Consider the following 249-nt stretch of genomic DNA (forward strand, 5'->3'; position numbering starts at 1 on the left):
AGCAAGAAACTTAAACCGCCAGTCCTGTTCGCGTTCTACGTACGCGACATTCTCCAGCGATAATGTCTGCTGTACCCCGTTAATCAGCACGGTACGGCCATTGATCTGATTAACCAGATCATCGAGATCTGTGGCCATAAAATCGATGACATTTTCTTTCAATGCCCCTTCGGCATCCAAGCTTGCCGCTTCCCGCACCGCTTTCTCTGCCCAGACTTCATTTCTGCCATGCAATTTAGCCAGGCTGGT

At 49.8% G+C, this 249-nt stretch carries 1 pseudogene; it reads right to left on the reverse strand.

Annotated elements, in window-relative coordinates:
* Nucleotides 1-249: pseudogene (locus tag R0J87_RS23050) on the reverse strand (NfeD family protein); the annotation flags it as partial.

The organism is Halomonas sp. SIMBA_159, from assembly GCF_046536035.1.
GTDB lineage: Bacteria > Pseudomonadota > Gammaproteobacteria > Pseudomonadales > Halomonadaceae > Vreelandella > Vreelandella venusta_A.